We start from the raw sequence: 20,455 nt of genomic DNA, 5'->3' as shown, positions 1-20,455 counted from the left end.
ACGAACAAGCTGAGACCACGAAGAACCATTCGAACGTCGCCCGCCTCTACGATTGTTACCCCGGCCTGAGCGTCCCTGGAGTCCTTCCCACTTCGACTGACTGGGTACACGAACTGCCCAGATATAAGCATTTCTTCCGAGTCTATGTCCCGGGCGTCGCATCTCCTTTCCCGCAAGTAGGCGATAATGGAACCGGCATGCAAGCTACCTCTGGCGCCGCAGCAGGCGGATTCGGCGACTTCAGGATAGTGTGGGCATTGATCCAGGCCGTGAACAACCTTCACCGGTTTTTTCTGAAGACGCCGCTGATATCGGCAACGGAAGAAAAAGAGCTGTGCCGGACCCTCATCCTGAATAAAAGCACACGCGCACTCCTTGATGGCAGGGGAGGCGAACTCGGCTTGAACAGTCGCGAAAAGCAGGTGCCACAAAAATTCAAGGAAATGCTGCTCAGATTGCATGAGGCAATCTCCAGGCATTGGCCGAACGAGAAAACAGGCAAGCCGGCCAAGATTGACCCGGGTATCGTCAAGACGATCTATATGTCGGTGTTCGGTTTTTCGCGCGGCGCCACCGAAGCCCGTGTGTTCGTAAACTGGCTGCAATCCCTTTGCAAGCTGGACGCCAGGCTTAGAGGGAAAACGGGAGCGATGTCGCTGGGTGGCTTTCCGGTGCACTTCGACTTCCTGGGCCTGTTCGATACCGTCGCCTCCGTTGGATCCGCAAACTCGTTCGGGTTCTTCGATGGGCATGGACTTTGGGCAGATGCCGAAGACAGCATGCGTGTCCCAGCAGGCATGAGCTGCCTGCATCTCGTTGCGGCGCACGAGCTGCGCCGCAGCTTTCCGGTCGATTCGATCTCGGTCAACGGCGTCCTCGCCGAAGGCTGCACGGAAATCGTCGTGCCCGGGGTACATTCGGACGTCGGCTGCGGCTACTGTCCCGGCGAACAGGGGCGCGGAACCGATCCGGCGGGAGCGGACATGCTGACGAGAATTCCGCTCTTGATGATGTACAAGGCCGCTCGCCTGAACGGTGTTCCCTTGAAGCTTGAGCTGGCGAGCCCGGTTGCGAAGCAAAGGTTCGCCTTGAAGCCCGAGGCGATCGCCGCCTTCAACGCCTACATCGCGACGTGCAAGGAAACGAAAGGCCCAATCCATCGGATCATGCGCGAGCAGGCGCGCAAGCAGATCGAGTGGCGGCTGGCCCGACGGGTCACCGGAACGACCCCATTGCATAAGAGCCCGAGCTTCCTCCGTTCATCCGTGTTCGACCAAAACGATCTCCACAGCGCGGCCCATGAATTCGAAGAAGAAATCAAGGCATTTACTACCTGGCTCAAGGAGAAGGGCAGGCAGTTCATTCCCTCAGTTCAGAAAGCCGGATTCGGCAACAGCCATGCGGCCGAGTGGGAAGAAATTGCGACCTGGTGGGAAAAGGAAAAAAGCCTGAATCCAGCTGTACTGGAGTTCTTCGACAACTATGTCCATGACTCCAGGGCCTGGTTCAAGCTCATACCCGGTAACCCGGACAACGAAAAAGACATGCTTGCCATGCTCGATAAATGGGTGAAGCGACGCAAGGCGGTGGCAAGCCATAATGAAGTTCGATCCAGGATGCGTGGCCGGGGAAACTCTGTTTATCGGATGCGCGCAGACGATGGACTGACTGAAGAGCAGCGAGGTGCCGTGGAGGAATACCAGAAGCACGGCAAGATTCCCCGCCTTGTTACTGAAGGACGGGAGCCCTGGGGGTCTGCTTCCGATTTGATCGCCTGCGCAGGCTATCTGAGATTTCGGAAAATCTACGCAGGCTCGGATTCCGATCTTGTCTCCTGATTTGCAACCGGAGCAAATTCATCGGACGCGCGGCAACTGCCCATCGCTATCCCGCACCTCCACCGTTCCCAGCCCGAGCGTCTGCAGCTGCGGCAGGATGCGCTTGCGGTCGCCCACGGCGACCACCTTCATCCGTTCCGGCGCCAGGTACTTGCGCGCCGCGGCCTGCACTTGCGCCGCCGTGACGGCCGAGAGCTGGCCGGGCAGGCGCGCGTAGTAGTCGAGCGGCAGGCCGTAGATGAAGATGTCGGCCATGCTGGCGCCGATGTCGGCATTGGTCTCGAAAGCCCCGGGCAGCGACAGCACCTGGGCGTCGCGGGCGGTGTCGAGTTCGGCGGCCGGCAACGGCGCATCGCGCATCGCGTTCAGCTCGCTGAAGATCTCGCGCACCGAGGCGCCGGTGGCGTCGCGCCGCACGCTGCTGGCGATGACGAAGGGGCCGGGCGTGCGGTCGTAGCGGAACCAGGAGGAGATGCCGTAGGTGTAGCCCTTGGTCTCGCGCAGGTTGTCGTTGAGGCGGCTGGAGAACATTCCCCCCAGCGCGCCGTTCAGGACCTGCAGCGCCGGGAAGTCCGGCGTCGTGCGCGCCACCCCGATGCTAGTGACGCGCAGCGCGGTCTGCACCGCGCCCGGCTGGTCGACCAGCACCAGGCGCGCGGGCGTGCCGGCGGGCTCTTCCGCACCGCCGTCGGGGACGTCGGCACGCGCCCAGGCCGCGAAGCGCGATTCCACCAGCGCCTTCAGTTCGCCGCGCGCGATGTCGCCCGACACCACCAGCGCGGCATTCCCGGGCACGTAGTGGCGGCGCCAGAAGTCCACCAGGTCGTCGCGCGTGACGGCGCGGATCGCCGGTTCGGCGCCGAGCTGGCCATAGCCCTTCGGGTGCCCGCTGCCGTACAAGGTGCCGGCCGCGGCCACCGCCGCCACGGATTCCGGATCGTCGCGCTGCTGGATCAGTTCCCCGATCCGGTCGGCGCGCTGGCGCTCGACTTCCGCGTTGGGGAAGGCCGGGCGCAGCACGATGTCGGCCATGATGTCGAGCGCCGGCGCGAAGTTCGCGCGCAGCGACAGCAGCGACACCATGGAGGCATCAAGACCGGTGCCGGTGTCCAGGAAGGCGCCGAGCTGCGCGATCTCGTCGGCTATTCCAGGAGCGCTGCGCGTGGCCGTGCCTTCTTCCAGCATCTGCGCCGTGAACCCGGCCAGGCCCGGCACGTCGGCGGGATTCTCGGCGCTGCCGCTACGCACCACCAGCTGGGCCGCCACCAGCGGCAGGCCCGGCTTGTAGTGGTGGATCACGGTGAGGCCGTTGGCGAGCTTGAAGGACTCGCCCTGCGGCAGCGTGAAGCGCGGGGCCGGCCCCGCCTTCGGCTGCTGCGCGCGCCAGGGTTCCGGCACGTTGATCGCATCGTGCGCGGCCACGGTGGCCGGCTTGGCGGCCTTGCCGGCTTTCGGCGCAGGCGGAACCCGCGGGTCGTCGATGACCGGCTTGCCGGGCAGGCCGGTGACCACCGCGCGCGCCTGCTGGCGCAGGTAGGCACGCACGGCGCGCTGCACGTCGGCGGGCGTGATGCTGCGCAGCTGCGCCACGTCTTTTGCCAGGTAGCCCGGGTCCCCGGTGTACTGGTTGTAGTGGTTGAGCTGGTCCGCCAGTCCGTCGCCGCCCAGCTTCTCGACGGTGCTCAGGAGCGCGGTCTCGAGGCTGTTGCGGGCGCGCTCGACTTCGCGCTGCGAGGGGCCGTGATCGCGCAGCTGGGCCAGCTCGGCGTCGATCGCCGCTTCCAGTGCGCGCGCTTCGACGCCGGGACGTGCGGTGACGTCGATGACGAAGGTCGAGACCAGGCCCTGGGAGTTCTGGCTGGCGTCCACGTCCTGGGCGATCTGGCGCTCGTACACCAGCTTCTTGTACAGCCGGCTCGACTTGCCGCCGCCGAGGATCTCGGCCGCCACCGCCAGCTCGGTGTCGCCCGGCTGGTAGGCCGGCGGCGTCAGCCAGCCCATATAGACGCGCGGCAGCTCCACGCGGTCGCGCACGACCACGCGGCGCTCGCTGGTGATCGGCGGCGTCGTCACGCTGGGGCGCGCCACCGGAGGGCTGCGCTTGAAACTGCCGAAGTAGCGCTCGACCAGGGCGCGCGTCATGGCCTTGTCGATGTCGCCGGCGATCACGATGCTGGCGTTGTTCGGCCCGTAGTAGCGCTGGAAGAACTGGCGCACGTCGTCGAGTTTCGCGTTCTGGATGTCGGCGTGCGAGCCGATGATCGAGGCGTAATACGGATGGCCCTTCGGGAACAGCGCATGCGCCAGGGCTTCCTGCACCAGGCCGTAGGGTTCGTCCTCGACGGTTTCGCGGCGTTCGTTGCGCACCACGTCCTGCTGGTTGGTGAGCGCCTTCTGGTCGAGCACGTCGAGCAGGTAGCCCATGCGGTCGGCGTGCACCCACAAGGCCAGCTCCAGCTGGTTGGAGGGCACGGTGTCGTAGTAGCTGGTCTGATCATAGCCGGTGCCGCCGTTGCTGTCGGTGGCGCCGGCGCCTTCCAGCAGGCGGTCGGCCATGCCGCGCGGGATGTGGCGCGTCTGCGCGAACATCATGTGCTCGAACAGGTGGGCGAAGCCGGTCAGGCCGGGCGCTTCGTTGGCCGGGCCGACGTGGTACCAGATGTTCACTGCCACGATCGGCAGGCGCCGGTCTTCGACCAGGATCACTTGCAGGCCGTTGGGCAGGGTGGTTTTTTCGAAAGCGACGGTGGGCAGAGGCGGCGGCGCGGACTGGGCGCCAGTGGGTGGAGCGAATGTGGTCATCATCAATATCAGGGCGAGCAGCCGGCAGTATCTCATGTGGTGCTCCTTCTGTGGCGCTCAGTGGCGACTCGGTGGCAACTCAGTGACAGTTGCCGCGTCCGTGGTCGGGCGTGGCGCCCGCCGGCACCCGGCTGGGATCGGCCGGCAGGAAGCGCCATGCGTAGGCGCCGTCCAGCAGGCGCAGCTCCAGCACGCCGTCGTAGCTGGCTTCGCGCACCTCGCTGTTCGGCGTGAACTGCAGGAAGGGCGTGGCATAGGCGCCGCCGGTGCCGACCACGAACTGGCGAACGCCCCTGGCGCGGTCGAGCCGGCCGTCGGCATCCTGCGGCGCGAAGCGTTCGTAGTCGTGATCGTGGCCCGACAGGACCAGCTCGGCGCCGGCCGCATGCAGCAGCGCGAAGGCGTCGCGCAAGCGTCCCTGTTCGCGGAAGTGGCCGCCCGAGGTGTACAGCGGATGGTGCCAGAAGGCGAGGGTGCAGGTGGCCTTCTCGCGCGCCAGCGTGTCGCGCAGCCAGCCGATCTGCTCGGCGTGCGCCGCCCCTTCCAGGTTGCTGTCGAGCGACACCACCAGCCAGCTGCCGAGCCGCAGGCTGTACCAGCTCTTTCCTTGCGGTTTGGCCCGTGCGCCGAAATACGCGAAGTAGGGCGCGGCGCCGGGCGTCGCATATTCGTGGTTGCCGGGCGTGGGCCAGGTGCGCTCGCGGAAGCGTCCCCAGGTCGGGTGGTAGCAGTTCTTGAACTCGGCTGCCCTGCCGTAGGGATAAGTGTGGTCGCCCAGCGACAGCACGGCGGACCTGGGATTGGCGCGCAGCAGCGGTTCCACCAGCCTGGCGGTGGCGGCGGCGCCCGACCAGCGCGTGTCGGGGTGCTTGCAGCGCGCGATGTCGCCCGCCGCATACACGGTGTACGCGGCGGTATCGGTATCGGCAGCGGCCTGGGCACATCCCGGCCCGGCGGCTGCAAGCAGCGCCAGGCCGCCCAGCAGGCGCGGCGCCATGCCAGTCATCGAGGCTTGCCTGCCTACTCGATGAAGCGCAGCAGGCCCTGCAGCGCATGCGCCACGGTCTGCTCGCGCACCGCCTTGCGGTCGCCCTGGAACACCAGGCGCTCGGTATAGGTCGTGTCGCCGCGCGACCAGCCGAAACAGACCGTGCCCACCGGCTTGCCCGGCACCGCGCCGGTCGGCCCGGCGATGCCGGTGGTCGACACCGCGACGTCGGCCGTGCTGTTGGACAGCGCCCCCTCGGCCATCTTGCCGGCCACTTCCTCGCTCACCGAGCCGAATTGCGCGATGAGCGCGGCCGGCACGTCCAGCAGCTCGGTCTTGGAATTGTTGGAATAGGTGACGAAGCCGCAATCGAACCAGCCGGTGGAACCCGGGATTTCGGTGATTGCCTGGGATACGCCGCCCCCGGTGCAGGATTCGGCGGTGGCCAGCACCAGGCGCTTGGCCTCGAGCGCCCGGCCAACTTTCGTAGCAAGATCTAGGATATCGTTCGTCACGTGAAGCTCCTTTGAATGCGGTTGACCCTGCGGTGAACCGATGAGCAGGCCGAGGCCGATGTGGCGCACGCGAGCGGCGCGCAGTTTATTCTAGCGCGGTCCGTGCTGCACTGACACAGAAAGCGTGCACTTCAAGCCGCATGCATGTTTTACCCGGTGTGCATATGGTTGAATAGTGAAAAGTTCCGTGCGACATGACACGAAGTCGTCGGCTATGCTGTTTGCGCCGCCGCGTCCGGCCGGTGGCATCTGTATTGACAAATTCGTTTGACGTAGGACCTTGGAGGCCGCATGACCCATCGCCGTTCGATCCGCAGCAAGCTGGTGCGGGCGGTGATGACCACCACGTTCGTCGCCTTGCTGGTGTCGGTGGCGATCATCATCTTCTACGACCTGCGCAGCTACCACCGCAGCCTGCTGAACGACCTCGCCACCCAGGCGGAACTGGTCGGGCACATGAGCTCGGCCGCGCTGAGCTTCGACGATCCGCGCCTGGCCAAGGAGAACCTGGCGCTGCTGCGCACCCGCCCCCAGGTGCGCGCCGCCGCCATCTACGACGCCAACGGCGAGCTGTTCGCTTCCTACCAGGCGGCCGGCGAGGCGAGCGGGCTGCCCGAGCGTCTGCCCGCCGCCCCCGCCAGCGATCGCGACAAGCTGGTCATCCACCACCGCATCGTCGAGGACGGCGACGCGCTCGGCACGGTCTACCTGCGCGCCGAGAACCAGCTGCTGGCGCGCACGGTCGACTACCTCAGCATCGCCGCGGGGGTGACGCTGCTGGCGATGTTGGTGGCCTACCTCCTGATGCGCCGCATGGGCCGGGTGGTGACGGCGCCGATCGTGGCCATCACCGAGATCGCGCGCGACGTCGTCGCCACCCGCGACTACTCGCGCCGCGCGCCGCGCATCAGCAACGACGAGGCCGGGGAGCTGGTCGATTCCTTCAATGCCATGCTGACCGAGATCGAAGGGCGCACGCGCGAACTGGAGACCTCGAGCAGCGAGATCGCGCGCGAAGCGGCGGAACGTTCGCGCGCGCAGCAGGAAGTCATGCGCCTGAACGAGCAGCTCGAGCAGCGCGTGGACGAGCGCACCCTGCAGCTGGCGCTGGCCAACGCCGAGCTGGCCAATGCGATCGAAGAGGCGCGCAGCGCCAACCAGGCCAAGTCGGCGTTTCTTTCTTCGATGAGCCATGAGCTGCGCACGCCGCTCAACGCGATCCTGGGCTTCGCCCAGATTCTCACTTCCGATACGCTGCCCTCGACGATCGAGCAGAAGAAGGAATTCGCCGGCCATATCCTCAAGAGCGGCCGCCACCTGCTCACCCTGATCAACGAGATCCTCGACCTGGCCAAGGTCGAGTCGGGCACGGTGACGCTGTCGATGGAGCCGGTGGCGCTCTCCGACACGCTGCTGGAAACCCGCGCCATGGTCGAGCCGATCGCGGCAAGCCGCGGCGTGCACGTGCTGTTCCCGGACACGCCGGGGGCGGTGGTGCTGGCCGACCGCACCCGCCTGAAGCAGGTCCTGCTCAACCTGCTCTCCAACGCGGTGAAGTACAACCGCGAGGCCGGCGCCGTGGTGGTTACCTGCGAACAGGTGGCCCCGACCCGGCTGCGCCTGTCGGTGCGGGACACCGGCGCCGGCCTCGATGCCGAACAGGTGGCGAGCCTGTTCCAGCCCTTCAACCGGCTCGGCCAGGAGGGCGGCAGCCAGGAGGGTACCGGCATCGGGCTGGTGGTCACCAAGCGCCTGGTCGAGCTGATGGGCGGCGAGATCGGCGTGTCCAGCAGCCCAGGCATGGGCAGCGTGTTCTGGATCGAGCTGGCCACCACCGCGCCGCTGGCGGCGCAGGCGGAGGGCGTGGCCGCCGAGGCGCAGGAAGTCCATACCGTGCCGGACGAGGGAGAACCGCAGCTGATCCTGTACGTCGAGGACAACCCCGCCAACCTGCGCCTGGTGGAAGAGATCGTGCGCTTCCGTTCCGACCTGCGCCTGCTGTCGGCGCACGACGGCCATGTCGGCCTGTCGCTGGCGCGCGCGTACCAGCCGGCGATCATCCTGATGGACCTGAACCTGCCGGGCATGAGCGGCATCGAGGTGCTCAGGCAGCTGCGCGCCGATCCGCTCACCGCCGGCATCCCGGTCATCGCCCTGACCGCCAACGCCATGCAGCGCGACATCGAGCGCGGCATGGCCGAAGGCTTCACCCGCTACCTGACCAAACCGATCGACATCGACAAGTTCACCGACGCGATCAACAGTACGCTGGCCAAAGCAAAACCAGCCGAAAGGAAGGCCGAATGATTTCACTGTCCGACATCCGCCGCGCGCGCATCCTCGTCGTGGACGACGAACCTGTCAACGTCCAGCTGCTGGAATACCTCTTGACGACGACCGGGTACGAGAACGTCTCGGCTACCTGCGATCCGCGCCAGGTGGTGTCGATGCACCTGAAGCATCGCTTCGACCTGATCATCCTCGACCTGCACATGCCGGCCATGGACGGCTTCGACGTGATGGAGGCGCTCAAGCCGCTCGAGAGCGATTCCTGGCTGCCGGTGCTGGTGGTGACGGCCGAGCCGGACAAGAAGCTGGCGGCGCTGGAAGCCGGCGCGCGCGACTTCATCGGCAAGCCCTTCGACACCGTGGAGGTGATGACGCGCATCCGCAACCTGCTGGAAGTGCGCCTGCTGCACCGCGAGTCGCAGGACTACGGGGTGCAGCTGGAGCGCGAGGTGCGCGAGCGCACCGCCGAGCTGGCGCGCTTCCGCGGCGCGATGGATGCGACGCCGGATGCGATCTTCCTGATCGACACCGCCTCGATGGCGATGGTGGACGTCTCGGACGGCGCCTGCCGCATGCTCGGTTTCTCGCGCGAGGCGCTGCTGCGCATCGACCCGGTGGCGCTGGGCCTGGGCACGCGCCAGCTGCTCGAGCGCCACCTGGCGGCCGATGCGCTGGCCCATGGCGGCGCCCCCACCGCCGCGCCCGGCGTCGATGGCGAGGAAGACAAGCCGGAATTCGGCGCGCTGCCCGGCGACATCGTCGAGACCGAGTTGCTGCGCGCCGGCGGGCAGGGCGCGGTGCCGGTGGAGATCAGCTGGAAGCTGCAAGACCTGGGCAAGAGCCGCATGCTGATCGCGGTGGCGCGCGACATCAGCGAGCGCCTGCACGCCCAGGAACGCCTGCGCCACATGGCCAGCTACGATGCGCTCACCGGCCTGCCGAACCGCACCCTGTTCTTCCAGAACCTGCGCGACGCCATCGAGCTGGCGCGCGACAAGAACTGGCGCGTGGCGGTGCTGTGCATCACGCTCGACCGCTTCAAGATCATCAACGATTCGCTCGGCACCTCGCTCGGCGACGAGCTGTTGCGCCAGTTCAGCACGCGCCTGGTGCGCGTGGTGCGCCTGCGCGACACGGCTGGGCGCCTGGGCGGCGACGAGTTCGCCCTGATCCTGACCATGACGCGCGACCAGCAGGAGGCGGTGAACGTCGCCAACGAGATCCGCGAGTCGCTGCGCGCCCCCTTCGACCTGCACGGCCAGCAGGCCGCGCTGACGGCCAGCATCGGCATCGCCATGTACCCGGAAGACTCGACCGAGCCGGGCACCCTGATCAAGTATGCCGACACCGCGATGGTGCGCGCCAAGGAAGCGGGGCGCGACGGCTACCGCTTCTTCACCGCCGGGATGAACGTGCAGGTGCTGGCGCGCCTGGACCTCGAACTGGCGCTGCGCAGCGCGCTCGAGGGTAACCAGTTCGTGCTGTACTACCAGCCCAAGCTGGAACTGAACACCGGCCGCATCTCGGGCGTGGAAGCGCTGCTGCGCTGGAACCGGGCGGGCTTCGGGCTGGTCTACCCGGCCGAGTTCGTGCCGCTGATGGAGGAAACCGGGCTGGTGGTGCGGGTCGGCGAATGGATCGTCGACGAAGCTTGCCGCCAGATCGCGGCCTGGAACGCAAGCGGGGTGCGCGACGTGCGGGTGGCGGTGAACGTCTCGAGCCGCCAGTTCGTCGAAGGCGACCTGGAAAGCGTGATCCGCGCCGCGCTCGACAAGCACGGGGTCGAGCCCGGCATGCTGGAGCTGGAACTGACGGAAAGCGCGCTGATGTCGAATGCCGAGCACACCATCGCCGTGCTGGGCCGGCTGAAGGAACTCGGCATCCGCATTGCGATCGACGACTTCGGCACGGGCTACTCGAGTCTGGCCTACCTCAAGCGCTTCCCGATCGACAAGCTGAAGATCGACATCGCCTTCGTGCGCGACATCGTGACCAACCCGGACGATGCGGCGATCGCGCTGGCCATCATCAGCATGGCGCACAGCCTGCACATGCAGGTGATCGCCGAAGGCGTGGAGACGCGCGCGCAGATGGCGTATTTGCGGCGCAACCGCTGCGACGAGATCCAGGGCTTCCACTTCTCGCGCGGCCTGCCCGCCGACGAGCTGGCGCGCCTGGTACAGGACAACCGCGCCCAGCCCGACCAGCCGCCGGCCCAGGACGACAAGGTGCAGACCCTGCTCATCGTGGACGACGACGTCAACGTGCTGACCGCGCTGCACCGCCTGTTCAGGCGCGACAACTACCGGGTGCTGACGGCCTCCTCGCCGGCCGAGGGTTTCGAATTGCTGGCGCTGTACCGGGTGCAGGTGATCCTGTGCGACCAGCGCATGCCGGTCATGAGCGGCACCGAGTTCCTCAGCAAGGTCAAGGAGATGTATCCGGAGACCATCCGCATCATCCTGTCGGGCTATACCGGCGTGGAGACGGTGCTCGATTCGATCAACCGCGGGGCGATCTACCGCTTCTACACCAAGCCCTGGCACGACCTGCAACTGCGGGAGAATATCCGGCTGGCGTTCCGGCACTACTGGCTGACCTACGGGCCGTATGACGACCGCAAGGTGCCGCGCGAGGATGTGGAGAAAACGGGCGCGGTCAGCTGAAGTGATCCCACCCGCTCAGCTTGAGATCGAGCGGCATTCCCTGAGCATCCACGAAGCGCAGCCCTGGCGCCGCCTCGATTCGGCCAACGCGGGTGACAGGCGTGCCGCTGACCCGTCCGGCTTCCAGCACCGCTTCCCGGTTTGCTGCCGGCGCCGTGAAGCACAGCTCGTAATCGTCGCCGCCCGCCAGCGTGAAGCGGCGCCGCAGTTCGAGCGATTGCCGCGCCAGCACCGGCCCGGCCGGCAGCGCGTCCACCTCCAGCGTGGCGCCGACCTTCGAAGCCGCCAGGATGTGCCCGAGGTCCCCCACCAGCCCGTCCGACACATCGAGGGCCGCATGCGCGACCGGCTGCGCCGCCAGCGCCAGGCCCAGGGCCACGCGCGGCGCCGGCGTGTGCATGCGTTCGGCCGCCTGCGCGTGATCCTCGTCGGGCAGCGCCACTTCCGCCAGGTAGCCGGCCAGGGCCAGCCGCGCGTCGCCCAGCGTGCCCGAGATCCAGATGTCGTCTCCCACGCACGCCGCATCGCGCCGCAGCGCATGCCCGGGGGGCAGCTCGCCGAACACCGTGATGCAGATGTTCAGCGGGCCCTTGGTCGTATCGCCGCCGATAAGCTCGCAGCCCTGCGCGTCGGCCAGCGCGAACAGCCCGCGCGAGAAACCCTCCAGCCAGCTCGGGTCGGCGGCGGGCAGCGCGAGCGCCAGCGTGAAGCCGACCGGGCGCGCGCCCATCGCCGCCAGGTCCGACAGGTTCACCGCCAGGCTCTTATGGCCCAGATTGACGGGATCGGCGCCGGCGAAGAAATGCCGGTCCTCGACCAGCATGTCGCTCGAGATCGCCAGCTGCATGCCGGGGGAGGGCGTGAGCAGGGCGCAATCGTCGCCGATGCCCAGGTCGGCCCGGCCGGGGCGCTCGCGCTTGAAGAATTGTTTGATGAGGTCGAATTCGGAAAGCATCTGCGCATTGTAATCGCCCCCTTTAACTAGAAGCTGGGCTAATGGCAGAGCTTGAATTATTAGCAAAACTTATATATCCATGACTGCCTGTTGAAAATACGTAGCCTTTGTCAACTGTTCGTCTGATAAAATTGGAGGTTCCCCTCTAGTTTCAGGAAGGCTGCCCGGCATGGACTCGTCATCGGACAAGAAAGAAGAATTGCGTCAACAGCTGCGCGCAGCAGCACTCGAATATCACCAGATTCCCCGCCCCGGCAAGATCAGTGTCACCCCGACCAAGGGCCTGCTGAACCAGCGCGACCTGGCGCTGGCCTACTCGCCGGGCGTCGCCGCCCCTTGCGAGGAGATCGTCAAGGACCCGGCCAACTCGTACAAGTACACGGCGCGCGGCAACCTGGTCGCCGTGATCTCGAACGGCACCGCCGTGCTCGGCCTGGGCAACATCGGCCCGCTGGCCTCCAAGCCGGTCATGGAAGGCAAGGGCGTGCTGTTCAAGAAGTTCGCCGCGATCGACGTGTTCGACATCGAGATCAACGAGAACGACCCGGACAAGCTGGTCGACATCATCGCTTCGCTCGAACCGACCTTCGGCGGCATCAACCTGGAAGACATCAAGGCGCCGGAGTGCTTCTACATCGAGCGCAAGCTGCGCGAGCGCATGAAGATCCCGGTCTTCCACGATGACCAGCACGGCACCGCCATCATCGTCGGCGCCGCCATCCTGAACGGCCTGAAGGTGGTCGGCAAGGATATCAAGAACTGCAAGCTGGTGGTCTCGGGCGCCGGCGCGGCCGCGCTGGCCTGCCTCGACCTGATCGTCGACCTCGGCTTCCCGCTCGAGAACATCTTCGTCACCGACCTGGCCGGCGTGGTCTACAAGGGCCGCACCGAGCTGATGGACGAGGACAAGGCGCGCTTCGCCCAGGATACCCCGCACCGCTCGCTGCTTGATGTGATCCCCGGCGCCGACATCTTCCTGGGCCTGTCGGCAGGCGGCGTGCTGAAGCAGGACATGGTCGCGCAGATGGCGCCGAACCCGCTGATCCTGGCGCTGGCCAACCCGAACCCGGAGATCCTGCCGGAAGACGTCAAGGCGGTGCGCAGCGATGCCATCATCGCCACCGGCCGTTCGGACTACCCGAACCAGGTCAACAACGTCCTGTGCTTCCCCTACATGTTCCGCGGCGCGCTGGACTGCGGCGCGACCACCATCACCCGCGAAATGGAAATCGCGGTGGTGCACGCGATCGCCGACCTGGCCCACGCCGAGCAGTCGGACATCGTGGCCTCGGCCTACGGCATCGCCAACCTGTCCTTCGGCCCGGAGTACCTGATCCCGATGCCCTTCGATCCGCGCCTGCTGACCCACATCGCCCCGGCGGTGGCCAAGGCGGCGCAGGACGGCGGCGTCGCCACCCGGCCGATCGCGGACCTGGCCGCCTACGCCGAGAGCCTGCAGCAGTTCGTGTACCGCAGCGGCACCTTCATGAAGCCGCTGTTCTCGGTGGCCAAGGCCGCGCCGATGGAAGCCAAGCGCATCGTCTACGCCGAGGGCGAGGACGAGCGCGTGCTGCGCGCGGTGCAGGTGGTGGTCGACGAGAAGCTGGCGCGCCCGATCCTGGTCGGCCGCCCGGCGGTGCTGGAAAAGCGCATCGAGAAGTTCGGCCTGCGCCTCAAGCTCGGCCAGAACGTGGACGTGATCAACCCCGACTACGACGAGCGCTACCGCGACTACTGGCAGACCTACTACGAGATGGCCAAGCGCAAGGGCGTGACCGTCGACCTGGCCAAGATCGAGATGCGCCGCCGCCACACCCTGATCGGCGCCATGATGGTCCACAAGGGCGACGCGGACGGCCTGATCTGCGGCACCTACGGCACCACCCAGATGCACCTGCACTACGTCGACCAGGTGCTGGGCAAGCGGCCGGCGTCGAAGGTGTACGCGGCGATGAACTTCCTGATCACCCCGGACCGCCAGCTGGCCATCGTCGACACCCACGTCAACGAGAACCCGAACGCCGAGGAGCTGGCCGAGATCACCGTGATGGCGGCCGAGGAGATGGAACGCTTCGGCATGCAGCCGCGCGCGGCCCTGCTGTCGCATTCGAACTTCGGCACCTACAACAGCGAATCGGCCCGCAAGATGCGCGCGGTGCTGCCGCTGGTGCAGCAGGCCAAGCCGGGCCTGGAAATCGACGGCGAGATGCACGGCGACACCGCGATCGAAGCCAAGGTGCGGATGAAGATCATGCCGAACTCCAGCTTGAGCGGCGACGCCAACCTGCTGGTGATGCCGAATATCGACGCCGCCAACATTTCCTACAACCTGGTCAAGAGCGCTGCCGGCAACGGCATCGCGATCGGCCCGGTCCTGCTGGGCTGCGCACGTCCCGTGCACATCCTGACGCCGTCGTCGACGGTGCGCCGCATTGTCAATATGACGGCCTTGTGTGTCGTGGATGCAGTGTCGCAGAGGTAAGTAAGTACCAACAAACCGTGAAACGCACGCCTGGCGCAGCACCTTGAGCTGCGTCAGGCGTTTTTGTCTCAAGACTTCACTATTTGTCTTCGCTCAAATACAACGGTAACAATCCGTAAGCGGGCGCCGGGTGGCATACTTTTCAAGGCATAATGTCGAGATAAAGTGTTGCATTTATTGCAGCACTCTCTACCGTGTCAAGGTAGACAACTCCTCCTCTCTGATACAATCCCGGCTTTCCTGAGTCTGGCTGCCTGCAAGACCATCTTCAAGAACCCAAGAATATGCAAACAACGAAAAGAGCCCTGATCACTGGTATTACCGGCCAGGATGGCGCCTACTTGGCGCAGATTCTCCTGGAGAAGGGTTACCACGTGACCGGCACCTTCCGCCGCTCCAGTTCGGTCAACTTCTGGCGCATCGAAGAGCTCGGCATCGACAAGCATCCGAACCTGGCGCTGGTCGAATACGACCTGACCGACCTGTCCTCGAGCATCCGCCTGATGGAAAGCAGCCAGCCCGACGAGGTCTACAACCTGGCGGCGCAGAGTTTCGTTGGCGTGTCCTTCGAGCAGCCGGTCACCACCGCCTCGATCACGGGCCTGGGCGCGGTCAACCTGCTCGAAGCCATCCGCATCGTCAATCCGAAGATCCGCTTCTACCAGGCCTCCACCTCCGAGATGTTCGGCAAGGTGCAGTCCATTCCCCAGGTCGAAGAGACGCCTTTCTATCCACGCAGCCCCTATGGCGTGGCCAAGCTGTACGCCCACTGGATGACCGTCAACTACCGCGAGTCCTATGGCATCTACGGTTCCTCGGGCATCCTGTTCAACCACGAGTCGCCGCTGCGCGGCCGCGAATTCGTCACCCGCAAGATCACCGACTCGGTCGCCAAGATCGTCCTGAACAAGCTCGACGTGCTCGAACTGGGCAACCTCGACGCCAAGCGCGACTGGGGCTACGCCAAGGAATACGTCGAAGGCATGTGGCGCATCCTGCAGGCCGACGAACCCGATACCTTCGTGCTGGCCACTAACCGTACCGAGACCGTGCGCGACTTCGTCAGCATGGCCTTCAAGGGCGCCAACATCGACATCGAGTTTGCCGGCGAAGGCGAGAACGAAGTGGGTCATTGCGCCCGTACCGGCAAGGCCCTGGTGCGCGTGTCGCCGAAGTTCTACCGCCCGGCCGAAGTCGACCTGCTCATCGGCGATCCGTCCAAGGCCAGGCGCGTGCTGGGCTGGGAGCCCAAGACCACGCTCGAAGAACTGTGCCAGATGATGGTCGACGCCGACCTGCGTCGCAACGAAATCGGATTCTCGTTCTAAGATCATGGAACGCATGGCCACCGACGACATCCCGGCCTTCATCGGCGGGAGGGAAGGCGAGGGACGCCGCGCGCTCATCACGGGCCTGCGCGGCTTCACCGGCTATTACATGGCGCAGGAGCTCACCGCGGCCGGCTACCGTGTCTACGGCACCGTCATGCCGGGCGAGGAGCTCGGCCCGGACATCCATGCGGTCGACCTGTGCGATCGCGACGCCGTGGCGCGGATGGTCGACGAGGTGCAGCCCGACGTGGTCGCGCACCTGGCCGGCATCGCCTTCGTGGCCCATTCGGATGCCGAACTGATCTACCGCGTCAACGTGGTCGGCACGCGCAACCTGCTCGAAGCGCTGGCCGCCGGCAAGCACCGCCCCACCAGTGTGCTGCTGGCCTCCTCGGCCAACATCTACGGCAATGCCAGCGTGCCCGTCATCGACGAGAACGTGAGCCCAAGCCCGGCCAACGACTACGCCGTCAGCAAGCTGGCCATGGAATACATGGCGCGCCTGTGGATGGACAAGCTGCCGATCACCATCGCGCGCCCGTTCAACTATACCGGCGTGGGCCAGACCGACAACTTCCTGCTGCCGAAGATCGTGTCCCACTTCCGCCGCAACGAGAAGCGCATCGAGCTGGGCAACCTGGCGATCGCGCGCGACTTCTCCGACGTGCGCATGGTGGCGCGCGCCTACCGCCGCCTGCTGGCCGTGGCGCCTGCCGGCGAAGCCTTCAACGTCTGCTCCGGCAGTTCGCACTCGCTGGCCAACCTGATCGACATGATGAGCGAGATCGCCGGCTACCACATCGACGTGCACGTTAACCCGGCATTCGTGCGCGCCAACGACGTGCTCACGCTGTCGGGCAGCAACAGCAAGCTCACCGCCGTCATCGGCCAACTCGACCCGACGCCGCTGTCCGAGACGCTGCGCTGGATGTACCTGGCGTGAGGGGCGGCGGTCTCACCGTCGGGCTCGGAACGACCATGATCGAGCCGGGCCTGACCGGCGGCCGCCTCGACGGCATCGGCGTCTATACCAGCGCACTGATGCGGCACCTGCCGCGCACCGGCTGCAGCGTCGTCCCGTATTCCTGGCCGCGCATCCGTTCGAAGGGGCAGGGCATCAGCATCGGCCAGCCCATGCCGCAATCCTTCGAAACCGCTTCCCTGGTCGACCTCGCCACGCCTGCCGCGCACCGCGTCCACATGCCGGCCGACCTGTTCCATGTCACCGATTACCGCATCGTGCGCATGGACTGCCCGGTGGTGGCGACCCTGCACGACGCATTGCCGATCAAGTACCCCGAATGGTGCAACCCGCGCCTGCGCAGCCTCAAGAACTGGCTGCAGCGCAAGGCCGCCGCCAAGGCCGACCACGTCATCGCGCTGTCGCACTTCGCGATCGACGAACTGGTCGAATGCTTCGGCGTGAACCCGAACCGGGTCTCGGTTGTCTACTGCGGCGTGGACGAGGAATGGCTCGAGGCGCCCGACGCGGAGGCGATGGCAGCTACGCTTGCACACTACAAACTGCGCCCTGGCTATTTCCTCACTGTCGGCACACTGCAACCGCGCAAGAACGTCGGCCGCCTGCTCGATGCCTGGCTGACGCTGCCGAAGGCCCTGCGCGACGAGCGCGCGCTGGTGGTGGTCGGCGCGCGCGGCTGGCGCTGCGAAGCGCTGGTCGCCCAGCTCCAGGCGGCGCAGGCCAATGGCGAGAACGTGGTCTGGCTCGACAAGCTCACCGACGCCCAGCAGCTGCGCCACCTGTATGCGGGCGCCGGCGTGTTCGCCTTTCCTTCGCTGTACGAGGGCTTCGGTATCCCGGTGGTCGAGGCCTTCGCCTCGCGCGTCCCGGTGGTGGCGTCGAACGCCAGCTCGCTGCCCGAAGTGACGCAAGGCGCCGCACTCGAGGTCGATCCGCTCGACACGGGCCTGCTGGCCAGCGCGCTGCAGACGCTGGCCAACGACGCCCGCGAGCGCGCGCGCTGCATCGCCGCCGGCCGCACGCGGGCCGAACAACTGACCTGGCACGCTACCGCACGGCAGACTGCCGAGGTGTACCGTGCGCTACTTTCGCAGTAAGCTTCCAACATGCGTGTCCTTCATTTCTACAAGACGTACTATCCGGACTCCCTTGGCGGCATCGAACAGGTGATCCGCCAGCTGTGCGTCGGCACGACGCGCCTGGGCGTTAACAATACCGTGCTGTCGCTGTCGCGCCAGAAAGACCTGGCGCCCTATACGCTCGATGGGCACACCGTGCACCGCGTGCCGCAGAACTTCGAGATCGCCTCGAATGCCTGCTCGCTGCAGGCGATCGGCGCGCTGTCGCGCATGGCGCGCGAGGCCGACGTGGTCCACTACCACTTCCCGTGGCCGTTCATGGACCTGGCGCATTTCATGGCGCGCGTGGACAAGCCCACCGTGGTGAGCTACCACGCCGATATCGTGCGCCAGAAGCACCTGCTGCGCCTGTACCAGCCGCTCAAGTACCGCTTCTTCGACAGTGTCGATGCCGTGGTCGCGGCCTCGCCCAACTACCTGGCTTCCTCGAACGTGCTGCAGCGCTACCACGACAAGACCCGCATCATCACCTACGGCCTGGACAAGTCGACTTATCCGCACGTCGAGCCGTGCCGCCTGGCGCACTGGCGCGCCAAGCTCGGTCCGAAGTTCTTCCTGTTCGTCGGCGTGCTGCGCTACTACAAGGGCCTGCACGTCCTGCTGGAAGCGGCGCGCGGCCTGGACTACCCGATCGTCATCGTCGGCACCGGACCGGAAGAGCAGGCCTTGCGCGAGCAGGCGGCGCGTCTCGGCCTGAAGCACGTGATCTTCACCGGCGGCGTCGACGACGCCGACAAGGCGGCGCTCCTGAGCCTGTGCTATGCGATGGCTTTCCCCTCGCACCTGCGGGCGGAATCCTTCGGTATCTCGCTGCTGGAAGCGGCGATGTACGGCAAGCCGATGATCTCCTGCGAGATCGGCAGCGGCACCACCTACATCAACCAGCATGGCGAGACCGGGCTGGTGGTGCCGCCCTCCGACGCCGCGGCGCTGCGCGGCGCGCTGCAGGCGCTGTGGAACGACACCGAGATGGCGCGCCGCATGGGCGTGCGCGCGGAACAGCGCTACCACGAGCTGTTCACCTCGGAGCAGATGGCGGCCAACTACACCGACCTGTACAAGGAGCTGGTGGCGCGCAAGGCCACCGCGAATGCGCGCGAGAGCGTGGGACTGGCGGGCGTGCCGCCGACGCGATAAGGTTTTGTAGGGTGGGCGGCTTTGCCGCGCACGCGTTCAAATCACTTCAGCATATCGGCGCGATATGCATCGGCCAACTATCACCGCGTGGGCAGGGACCCTGCCCACCCTACGGTGTTTGGCAGTTCTTAAGCCTCAGCCCAGCGCTGCTGCACCGCCCGTACCGCCGGCATCTGTTCGAGGAACAGGTCGACCAGCGCCGGATCGAAATGGCGCCCCTTCTGCTCGCGCAGGAAGGTCAGCGCTTCATCCTCTGTCCAGGCCTTCTTGTATGGCCGCTTCGAGGTCAGCGCGTCGAACACGTCGGCGATCGCCACGATGCGCCCGACCAGCGGGATGTCCTCGCCGCGCAGGCCGTTCGGGTAGCCACTACCGTCGTATTTCTCGTGGTGAGTCAGCGCGATCTGCGAGGCCAGCGCCAGCATGCCGCCTTCGTGCTCGCCGATGATCTCGGCGCCGATCGTCACGTGGCTCTGCATCACCTTCCATTCGTCCGGATCGAGCGGCCCGGGTTTCTGCAGGATGCGGTCCGGGATGCCGATCTTGCCCACGTCGTGCATCGGCGCGGCGTGCAGCAGGTCGTCCGCTTCCACCTCGCTCATGCCCGCAGCGATGCCGAGGATGCGCGAGAAGTGGCTCATGCGGATCACGTGCAGGCCGGTCTCGTTGTCCTTGTATTCGGCGGCCAGGCCGAGGCGCTGGACGATTTCCAGGCGCGTCGCGCGCAACTCTTCCATGCGCACCAGCGACAGGTGGGTGCGCACGCGCGCACGCACGATCGGCGGGCTCACCGGCTTGGTGATGTAGTCGACCGCGCCGGCCTCGAAGCCTTCCAGCTCGTCGGCGGTGTCGGTGAGCGCGGTCACGAAGATCACGGGAATCGCTGCGGTATCCGGGTTCGACTTGAGCGAGGCGCACACTTCGTAGCCGGACATCCCCGGCATCATCACATCCAGCAGCACCAGGTCGGGACGTTCCTGGCGCGCCAGCTCGAGAGCGCGCGCGCCGTCCTTGGCGAACAGCAGGCGGTAGTGGTCCTGCAGGATCTGGCGCAGCAGCTGCAGGTTGCTGGCTTCGTCGTCGACCGCGAGGATCAGCGGCCGGTTGTTCGGTTGGGTCATGCTCGTCAATCCTGTAAAACTTATTCTTCCAGCGTGGCCATCACGGTCTCCAGCTGTTCCAGGGCGGAGTCGAATTCGAAGTCGCCGATCGCGCCCTGGATCTGGGCCACGCGCGGCGCCACCGGATGGCCGGCCAGCGCCGCGGCCAGGCCGGACAGGGCGGCATCGTCGAGGGCGCCGCGGCGCAGCACCTGCAGCAGATCGGAAGAG

14 protein-coding genes are annotated in these 20,455 nt (G+C 66.2%); 8 read left to right on the top strand and 6 right to left on the bottom strand.

What is annotated here, in order from left to right; translation table 11 throughout:
* Positions 1-197: 197 nt before the first annotated feature.
* Complete coding sequence (locus B2R83_RS06635) at positions 198-1,838, top strand: phospholipase effector Tle1 domain-containing protein (protein WP_349681043.1); 1,641 nt, start codon at positions 198-200, stop codon at positions 1,836-1,838.
* Between the two features lie 18 nt (positions 1,839-1,856).
* Here the strand turns inward: B2R83_RS06635 and B2R83_RS06630 are convergent, their stop codons facing one another.
* Genes B2R83_RS06630 through B2R83_RS06620 form a run of 3 tightly spaced genes read right to left on the bottom strand, consistent with a single transcriptional unit; the run spans position 1,857 to position 6,143 of the window.
* Positions 1,857-4,676 (bottom strand): M16 family metallopeptidase, encoded by a 2,820-nt coding sequence (locus tag B2R83_RS06630; protein ID WP_292039412.1) that lies wholly within the window; start codon positions 4,674-4,676, stop codon positions 1,857-1,859.
* A gap of 43 nt (positions 4,677-4,719) precedes the next feature.
* Positions 4,720-5,646, bottom strand: coding sequence for a metallophosphoesterase family protein (locus B2R83_RS06625; RefSeq protein ID WP_292039409.1), 927 nt, complete (start codon positions 5,644-5,646; stop codon positions 4,720-4,722).
* Positions 5,647-5,660: 14 nt separating this feature from the next.
* The gene (locus B2R83_RS06620) at positions 5,661-6,143 is read right to left on the bottom strand and encodes a CinA family protein (RefSeq protein WP_036213072.1); all 483 of its coding nucleotides are present in this window, start codon (positions 6,141-6,143) and stop codon (positions 5,661-5,663) included.
* Between the two features lie 291 nt (positions 6,144-6,434).
* Here B2R83_RS06620 and B2R83_RS06615 point away from each other — a divergent pair, with 291 nt between their 5' ends.
* Both B2R83_RS06615 and B2R83_RS06610 read left to right on the top strand, forming a co-directional pair.
* The gene (locus B2R83_RS06615) at positions 6,435-8,450 is read left to right on the top strand and encodes an ATP-binding protein (protein WP_292039405.1); all 2,016 of its coding nucleotides are present in this window, start codon (positions 6,435-6,437) and stop codon (positions 8,448-8,450) included.
* Positions 8,447-11,098, top strand: coding sequence for an EAL domain-containing protein (locus tag B2R83_RS06610; RefSeq protein WP_292039402.1), 2,652 nt, complete (start codon positions 8,447-8,449; stop codon positions 11,096-11,098). The genes B2R83_RS06615 and B2R83_RS06610 overlap by 4 nt, the downstream gene beginning before the upstream one ends.
* On the opposite strand, the gene thiL is transcribed toward B2R83_RS06610, so the two are convergent.
* Positions 11,091-12,053 carry a thiamine-phosphate kinase gene (thiL, locus tag B2R83_RS06605; protein WP_292039400.1) on the bottom strand — a complete coding sequence of 321 codons (963 nt, stop codon included), beginning with the start codon at positions 12,051-12,053 and terminating at the stop codon, positions 11,091-11,093. The genes B2R83_RS06610 and thiL overlap by 8 nt on opposite strands.
* A 169-nt stretch (positions 12,054-12,222) precedes the next feature.
* Between thiL and B2R83_RS06600 the strand changes: the two genes are divergently transcribed.
* From B2R83_RS06600 to B2R83_RS06580, 5 genes are all read left to right on the top strand, one after another.
* Positions 12,223-14,535, top strand: a complete 2,313-nt coding sequence (locus tag B2R83_RS06600) for an NADP-dependent malic enzyme (protein WP_292039397.1) — start codon at positions 12,223-12,225, stop codon at positions 14,533-14,535.
* Positions 14,536-14,819: 284 nt separating this feature from the next.
* Positions 14,820-15,863, top strand: coding sequence for a GDP-mannose 4,6-dehydratase (gene gmd / locus B2R83_RS06595; protein WP_292039394.1), 1,044 nt, complete (start codon positions 14,820-14,822; stop codon positions 15,861-15,863).
* A gap of 13 nt (positions 15,864-15,876) precedes the next feature.
* On the top strand, positions 15,877-16,809 hold the full coding sequence (locus tag B2R83_RS06590; RefSeq protein ID WP_292039461.1) for a GDP-mannose 4,6-dehydratase: 933 nt from the start codon (positions 15,877-15,879) through the stop codon (positions 16,807-16,809).
* A gap of 35 nt (positions 16,810-16,844) precedes the next feature.
* On the top strand, positions 16,845-17,945 hold the full coding sequence (locus B2R83_RS06585) for a glycosyltransferase family 4 protein (protein WP_292039392.1): 1,101 nt from the start codon (positions 16,845-16,847) through the stop codon (positions 17,943-17,945).
* Positions 17,946-17,954: 9 nt separating this feature from the next.
* Complete coding sequence (locus tag B2R83_RS06580) at positions 17,955-19,124, top strand: glycosyltransferase family 4 protein (protein WP_292039390.1); 1,170 nt, start codon at positions 17,955-17,957, stop codon at positions 19,122-19,124.
* 128 nt (positions 19,125-19,252) lie between these two features.
* Here B2R83_RS06580 and B2R83_RS06575 read toward each other — a convergent pair whose 3' ends face one another.
* Positions 19,253-20,245 carry a response regulator gene (locus B2R83_RS06575; protein WP_292039388.1) on the bottom strand — a complete coding sequence of 331 codons (993 nt, stop codon included), beginning with the start codon at positions 20,243-20,245 and terminating at the stop codon, positions 19,253-19,255.
* A gap of 20 nt (positions 20,246-20,265) precedes the next feature.
* Positions 20,266-20,455, bottom strand: a 190-nt coding sequence (locus B2R83_RS06570; RefSeq protein ID WP_292039387.1) for a hypothetical protein, incomplete at its 5' end; no start/stop codon positions are given.

Origin of the sequence: Massilia sp. UBA6681 (assembly GCF_002454935.1) — a bacterium.
GTDB classification, from domain to species: Bacteria; Pseudomonadota; Gammaproteobacteria; order Burkholderiales; family Burkholderiaceae_D; genus Telluria; species Telluria varians.
This window is presented reverse-complemented; position numbering and strand designations above follow the sequence as displayed.